The following is a 6,353-nucleotide window of genomic DNA, read 5'->3' on the forward strand; positions in this document are numbered from 1 at the left end:
TTCAACATTTGCTAATTTTCCTATCTCATCTATTGCTTCACCATCAATAATAACGTTATCTAAGTCAAATACTACAAGTTTAATCAATAATACCACCAATTATATTAAATCTAGCTCACTTAATCTGTCGTAAGCTCTTTCGACACCTAATTTAGCGTCGCTTTTTGTTTTTGCTCCAGTACACACAACTTTACCGGAACCAAACAATAATAGCACAACTTTAGGGTCAGATAATCTGTATACTAAACCAGGGAATTGTTCCGGTTCGTATTCAGTATCTTCAAGTTCTAAAGCTACTGCTTCTAAGTTTAATGTGGATTGCAGGTTTGCAGATGCCACAATATTTTGAATTTTAATTTCAAATTCATGAGGAATTTCAGTATCCACTGTCCTCATCAAATCTACAGTTTTTTTGATTGCCAATTTGGAATCATCTATAGATTTTGCCCCAGTACACACAAGCTTACCAGAGCTGAAAATTAATGCTGCGGTTTTAGGATCTTTAAGTTTGAAAACTAATCCTGGAAACTGTTCACGATTAAAATTAACCCCTTCTAAAGCTTGGGACACATCAGTAAGGACAATATCCTTTCCAATGCTTGCGGAAGCTACAATGTTTTCTATTTTAATGTCAACATCGGTCAAATTTAAACCTCCAAATTTAAGTTTTTAAAAGTAGTTAAGTAAAAATTGAGAAAACAAAAATTAAATTTTTACTAATAAAATATTTTATTTAAATAGTATATAAACTTATGTTTATTTATATATCAAAAGAAAAAAATTAAAATTTGATAAAATTTTAAATAATAATCAATAGGGGAAATTGACATGATAGAAGTTGAAGTAAAAGCAAAAATTGAAAATTTTCAGGATATGGAAAAAAAGTTAGAAAATATTGGGGCTTTAAAAAGTAAAAAAGAATTTCAGGAAGATATATATTTTAACAGCCCGATTGTTGATTTTGCAAATACCGATGAGGCCTTAAGAATAAGAACAACAAGAGAAAATGAATCTGAAAATATATTCATAACATATAAAGGTCCGAAAATAGATTCTAAAAGCAAAACAAGAGAAGAAATTGAAATTGCAATAGAAGACAGTGAAAAGTGCAGCGGGATTTTCCAGCATTTGGGATTTAGCATGGTAAGGGCAGTCAGGAAAAACAGGCAATATTATAAATATGAAAATTTTGAAATCAGCCTGGACGATGTCGAAGGTCTGGACCCCTATATGGAAATAGAAATAGCTTTGGATGATGGTGCGGATTACAGCGATGCCCAGGATAAAATATTTGAACTCTTTTCCAAATTGGGAGTTGATGACGGATTTGAAAGAACATCATACCTGGAACTTTTAGAAAAATTATATTAACATTAAAAAAATATACTATAATAGTAAATTTTAAAGAAGTGAGATAATTGCAATATTATATAAGTCATTATAACAAAGAATGTGAAATAACATTTCCAAAAGATTTTATAATCTATGATACAACTTTAAGGGACGGAGAACAGACTCCCGGCGTTTGTTTCAGCTTAAATGATAAACTGGAAATTGCCCGCAAACTTGACCAGTTCAAGATTAACCAGATCGAAGCAGGATTTCCGATAGTTTCCGAAAGAGAGAGAGAAAGCGTGTCAGCAATAGCAAAAGAAGGCTTGAACGCTGATATTCTCGCGCTGACAAGGACAAAGCCTGAAGACATTGATGCTGCTCTTGACTGTGACGTTGACGGAATCATTACATTTGTCGGAACTTCAGACATCCATCTTGACCATAAGATGCACATAACTCGTCAGGACGCAATTAACTTATGTGAAACTGCTGTGGATTACGCCAAAGACCACGGATTGTATGTGGCATTTTCAGCTGAAGACGCAACAAGAACAGACATCGAATTTCTAAAAAGAATATATTCAAAAGCACAGGAATGCGGTGCTGACAGAGTCCATATAGCCGATACAACAGGCGCAATCACACCACAGGGTATCGATTATCTGGTAAGAGAACTTGTAAAAGACTTGAATGTCAATATTGCACTCCACTGCCACAACGACTTCGGTTTAGCTGTAATCAACTCAATTACCGGAGTGCTGGCCGGAGCAAAAGGAATTTCAACTACAGTAAACGGTATCGGTGAAAGAGCAGGAAACGCTTCTTTAGAAGAACTTATTATGGCTTTAAAAATATTATATGGTAAGGATTTAGGATTCAAAACCAAATACATTACAGAATTATCCAATATCGTGTCAAAGGCAAGCGGATTGCCAATCCCATACAACAAGCCTGTTGTTGGAAACAACGTGTTCAGACACGAATCCGGAATCCATGTTGATGCGGTTATCGAAGAGCCTTTATGCTATGAGCCATATGTGCCTGAACTTGTCGGTCAGAAAAGACAGCTTGTTTTAGGAAAACATTCAGGCTGCAGAGCAGTCAGAGCCAAACTGAATGAATGTGAACTTGATGTAAGTGACGAACAGCTCATTGAAATCGTAAGACAGGTCAAAAAGTCAAGAGAAGAAGGAAAATACATCAACGACCAGGTATTCAGAGAAATAGTTAAAAAAATCAGCAAAAAAGAATAGGTCATTCTTATGAACATTACTGAAAAAATCTTATCCAAAAAGGCGGGCCATGAAGTAACCCCAGGAGAAATAATTGAAATTCCTGTAGACCTTGCAATGTCTCACGACGGAACATCCCCTCCTGCAATAAAAACTTTCGAAAAAGTAGCGGACAAAGTATGGGATCCTGAAAAAATAGCAATTATCTTCGATCACAATGTTCCTGCAAACACAATAGGATCTGCAGAATTTCAAAAGGTTTGCCGTGAATTCATAAAAAAACAGGGCATAACTAAAAACTTCATTCACGGAGAGGGAATCTGCCACCAGGTAGTTCCAGAAATGGGACTGGTAGAGCCTGGAAAAGTTATTGTGGGCGCTGATTCACATACCTGTACCTACGGTGCTTTCGGAGCATTCTCAACAGGTATGGGTGCAACCGATTTGGCGATGGTTTGGGCCACCGGAAAAACCTGGTTTATGGTTCCTCAGGCCATCAAGATGGAAGTTACAGGCGAATTGAACCCTACTATTGCACCTAAAGATGTTATCTTAAATATCATTGGAGAAATTGGAATTGCCGGAGCAACATACAAGACTGCTGAGTTCTGCGGTGAAAGCATTGAAAAGATGGGCGTTGAAGGAAGAGCCACGATGTGCAATATGGCAATTGAAATGGGAGCAAAAAACGGCATAATGGAACCGAACAGAGAAGTTATCGATTACATATGCAAAAGAACCTCCAAAAAGGAAAGTGAACTAAATATCGTCAAATCCGATGACAATGCCGTTTATGAAAAAGAGCTTCATTTCGACATAACAGACATGGAACCCCAAATCGCATGTCCTAATGATGTGGACAATGTAAAAGACATTTCCAAAGTTGAAGGAACAGCAATAGACCAATGCCTAATAGGCTCATGTACAAACGGAAGATTATCCGATTTAAAAGACGCTTATGAAATATTGAAAGGTCACAAAATTAACGATAATATTAGATTATTAATATTGCCGGCATCACGTGAAATATACAAACAAGCAATGAATCTGGGATATATAGAAGCTTTTATTGATGCTGGAGCCATAATATGTAATCCAGGATGCGGACCATGTCTTGGCGGACATATGGGAGTATTATCCGAAGGCGAAGTTTGTATATCCACAACAAACAGGAATTTCAAAGGTAGAATGGGAGACCCTAAATCTTCAGTTTATCTTTCAAATTCAAAAGTTGTAGCTGCTTCAGCTATTGAGGGAGTTATAACAAATCCAAAAGATCTGATGTGAACAAAATGCCTATAAACAAAAATGAAGCCAACAAAAGACTAATAGAAAAAATCAATGCAGTTGAGGAATCATATCCTAAAAATTTCTCAAATACACAGAAAATACTTCTGACAACAGACGGATCCATAACAGCAATTTTGGATGTCTTGTATGGAAAAATAACCTTATCCACACTCGAGCAGCATTTTGAAGATGCAACACTCAAAAGTGCGGGATTAGTTAATTGCGATGTTGGGGAGCAAGTTAACTTTAGAGAAGTTATAATGCATAAAGACGACGAAAACCTAATCTATGCAATGTCATACATACCATTAAAAAGATTAACCGATGAAATATGCTGTGATTTGGTCAGAGCGGACATACCAATCGGAAGAATACTTAAAAACTACAATATCGAATCAAGAAGGGAAATCAATAACATCTATATTGAAAAGCCAAACAAGACCCTTCAGGAACTGTTCGACACCACAGAAGACATGCTGGCAAGGGATTACGTCATCATACATAAAAATGAAATACTGATGTGGATTAAGGAAGTATTCCCTGTAAGCAAATTTACCGACATTTAGGTGGTATGAATGGGTGTAAAACTTAAAGACATAATTGAACCTGAAAAGATAAACTTTAATGATTTGGAAGGAAGAGCAGTGTCAATTGATGCGTTCAATACGCTTTACCAGTTTCTATCAACAATAAGGCAGAGAGATGGACAGCCGTTATGTGATGAACATGGAAATATCACATCACACTTAAGCGGAATATTATACAGAAACTCCTCAATGGTGGAAAAGGGAATAAAGCCAATTTATGTCTTTGACGGAAAGGCACCCGAACTTAAAAGTGATACTCAGGCCAAAAGAAGAGAAGTCAGGGATGAAGCGGAAAAGATTTACAAGGAAGCATTGAAAAGCGGAGACACAGAAAAAGCCCGCAAATATGCAATGAGATCATCCAAGCTATCTCCAGAAATAATCGAATCATCCAAAAAGCTTTTAACATTAATGGGAATACCTTATGTTGAAGCTAAAGGTGAAGGTGAAGCGCAGGCTGCATATCTTGTTGAAAAAGGAGATGCATATGCTGTTGCATCACAGGATTATGACTGTCTTTTATTTGGAGCTAAAAGGGTTGTAAGAAACCTTGCAATTAATTCAAACCTTGGAAACCTGGAATACTATGAATTAAGACATGTCTTGCATGAACTGGACATAACCCGTGAAGAACTGATAGATATGGGTATTCTGATTGGAACCGACTTCTGCGATGGATTAAAGGGAGTAGGTGCTAAAACTGCTTTAAAACTTGCAAAAAAAGGACAGCTGAAGGAAAAACTGGCTGAACTTCAAAGCCAAAGCACACATGACTTAAATGAGGTGCGGGAAATATTTTTAAACCATAACGTAAATACCGATTACAAAATCAAATGGAACAAACCTGACAAGGAAGGACTTGTTGAATTTTTATGCTACGAACATGGATTTTCAGAAAATCGTGTCGTAAAGGCATCAGACAAGCTTAAAAATTTAAGCTCTTCACAGGGAAGCCTTGATGCATGGTTTTAATACGGAGGAAAATCCTCCCCAAATACTTTTTTTGCATAATCCATTGCCAATTGAACTTGAGATTTGTATTTTTCCATCATAGCATTTTCAAAATCCGCCCTAGTCTCACATTTAGTGATTAACCTTAACAGATCCATGTATCTTTCAGTAGCTGATTTTTCATCAAAATTGAATTTTTCCATTATTTCAGGAGTCAGCTTTTCAATACATGGAAATTCAAGAGTTTTGCATACAGTATCAGTTGAAAAATAAGTCATTCTTATAAGTGGAGAAACTGATGACACCAGGACATGATTACCTGCCGGAATCAACGGAGGCACGCCTGTTTTTTTATAACGCTCCATTGAAGTTAGTTTATCATAATTTTTAAGGTTATAACAGTGAAGCTCCGTGTAAAAATCAGGTTCAAAATAGTTAATAAGGTTTAGAATCTTTTGACCCAGTTCACTTTCATAAAACTCTTTCTTGATGGTTGAGATATACTCTGTTTTGTCAAAATTATAAAAATAGAATTGTCCGCAGGATAAATCATCCAGTTTAAGTGATTTGATGAACTTTATTGAGGTTTTACCCTCATTTCCATGAACTCCGCCTAAAAACAGTTTGGTGGGTCCCTTGCCATTATCAATATATTTAAAATAAGACATGAAAATAAAAAAGAAGGAATTATGTTCCTTCTTGCCAGTTGTTCATATATTCTTTTTGTCTGTCGGTTAATGTGTCGATTTCAATTCCCATAGCATCTAATTTCATGCTTGCTACAGTGTAGTCGATTTCATCAGGTGCTTTGGTAACACCGACCGGCAAATCGTTTTCAAGGATGTGTTTTGCGGATAATGCTTGTACAGCAAAACTCATGTCCATGATTTCTGCAGGGTGTCCCTGTCCACGTGCGGCTGACAAGTTTACTAAACGGCCGTCTGCCAAGAGATAGATT

General features: G+C 36.5%; 8 protein-coding genes. 5 read left to right on the forward strand and 3 right to left on the reverse strand.

From position 1 onward, the window contains the following. Nucleotides 1-99 precede the first annotated feature (99 nt). Entirely contained in the window at nt 100-645 is a 546-nt protein-coding gene (locus ACKI2W_RS11615; RefSeq protein WP_303737413.1) for a TATA-box-binding protein, read from the reverse strand. A gap of 183 nt (nt 646-828) precedes the next feature. Here ACKI2W_RS11615 and cyaB point away from each other — a divergent pair, with 183 nt between their 5' ends. The 5 genes from cyaB to fen are packed head-to-tail and all read left to right on the forward strand — an operon-like array spanning nt 829 to nt 5,416. Beyond that, nucleotides 829-1,371: a class IV adenylate cyclase gene (gene cyaB, locus ACKI2W_RS11620; RefSeq protein WP_407382113.1), complete on the forward strand. Its 543-nt coding sequence runs from the start codon at nt 829-831 to the stop codon at nt 1,369-1,371. A 47-nt stretch (nt 1,372-1,418) separates the two neighbouring features. Next, complete coding sequence (locus tag ACKI2W_RS11625; RefSeq protein WP_407382114.1) at nt 1,419-2,588, forward strand: homocitrate synthase family protein; 1,170 nt, start codon at nt 1,419-1,421, stop codon at nt 2,586-2,588. Between the two features lie 9 nt (nt 2,589-2,597). After that, entirely contained in the window at nt 2,598-3,854 is a 1,257-nt protein-coding gene (gene hacA, locus ACKI2W_RS11630; protein WP_407382115.1) for a homoaconitase large subunit, read from the forward strand. 5 nt (nt 3,855-3,859) lie between these two features. Further along, a complete protein-coding gene (locus ACKI2W_RS11635; protein WP_407382116.1) occupies nt 3,860-4,423 on the forward strand; it encodes a chorismate--pyruvate lyase family protein in 564 nt (187 codons plus the stop codon). A 9-nt stretch (nt 4,424-4,432) separates the two neighbouring features. Then, complete coding sequence (gene fen / locus ACKI2W_RS11640; protein ID WP_407382117.1) at nt 4,433-5,416, forward strand: flap endonuclease-1; 984 nt, start codon at nt 4,433-4,435, stop codon at nt 5,414-5,416. Here fen and ACKI2W_RS11645 read toward each other — a convergent pair. Next, complete coding sequence (locus tag ACKI2W_RS11645; protein WP_407382118.1) at nt 5,413-6,063, reverse strand: DUF2119 domain-containing protein; 651 nt, start codon at nt 6,061-6,063, stop codon at nt 5,413-5,415. The two genes, fen and ACKI2W_RS11645, sit on opposite strands and share 4 nt — an antisense overlap. Before the next feature lie 19 nt (nt 6,064-6,082). Continuing rightward, a partial coding sequence (locus tag ACKI2W_RS11650) for an adenosylhomocysteinase (protein ID WP_407382119.1) occupies nt 6,083-6,353 on the reverse strand: 271 nt, incomplete at its 5' end.

Source organism: Methanobrevibacter sp. (assembly GCF_045603845.1).
Classification (GTDB): domain Archaea; phylum Methanobacteriota; class Methanobacteria; order Methanobacteriales; family Methanobacteriaceae; genus Methanocatella.

What these genes read in the sequence shown, in the direction of transcription:
- cyaB (WP_407382113.1), top strand. Translation starts at nt 829, where the DNA reads ATGATAGAAGTTGAAGTAAAAGCAAAAATTGAAAATTTTCAGGATATG.
- hacA (WP_407382115.1), top strand. Translation starts at nt 2,598, where the DNA reads ATGAACATTACTGAAAAAATCTTATCCAAAAAGGCGGGCCATGAAGTA.
- ACKI2W_RS11635 (WP_407382116.1), top strand. Translation starts at nt 3,860, where the DNA reads ATGCCTATAAACAAAAATGAAGCCAACAAAAGACTAATAGAAAAAATC.
- fen (WP_407382117.1), top strand. Translation starts at nt 4,433, where the DNA reads ATGGGTGTAAAACTTAAAGACATAATTGAACCTGAAAAGATAAACTTT.
- ACKI2W_RS11645 (WP_407382118.1), bottom strand. Translation starts at nt 6,063, where the DNA reads ATGTCTTATTTTAAATATATTGATAATGGCAAGGGACCCACCAAACTG.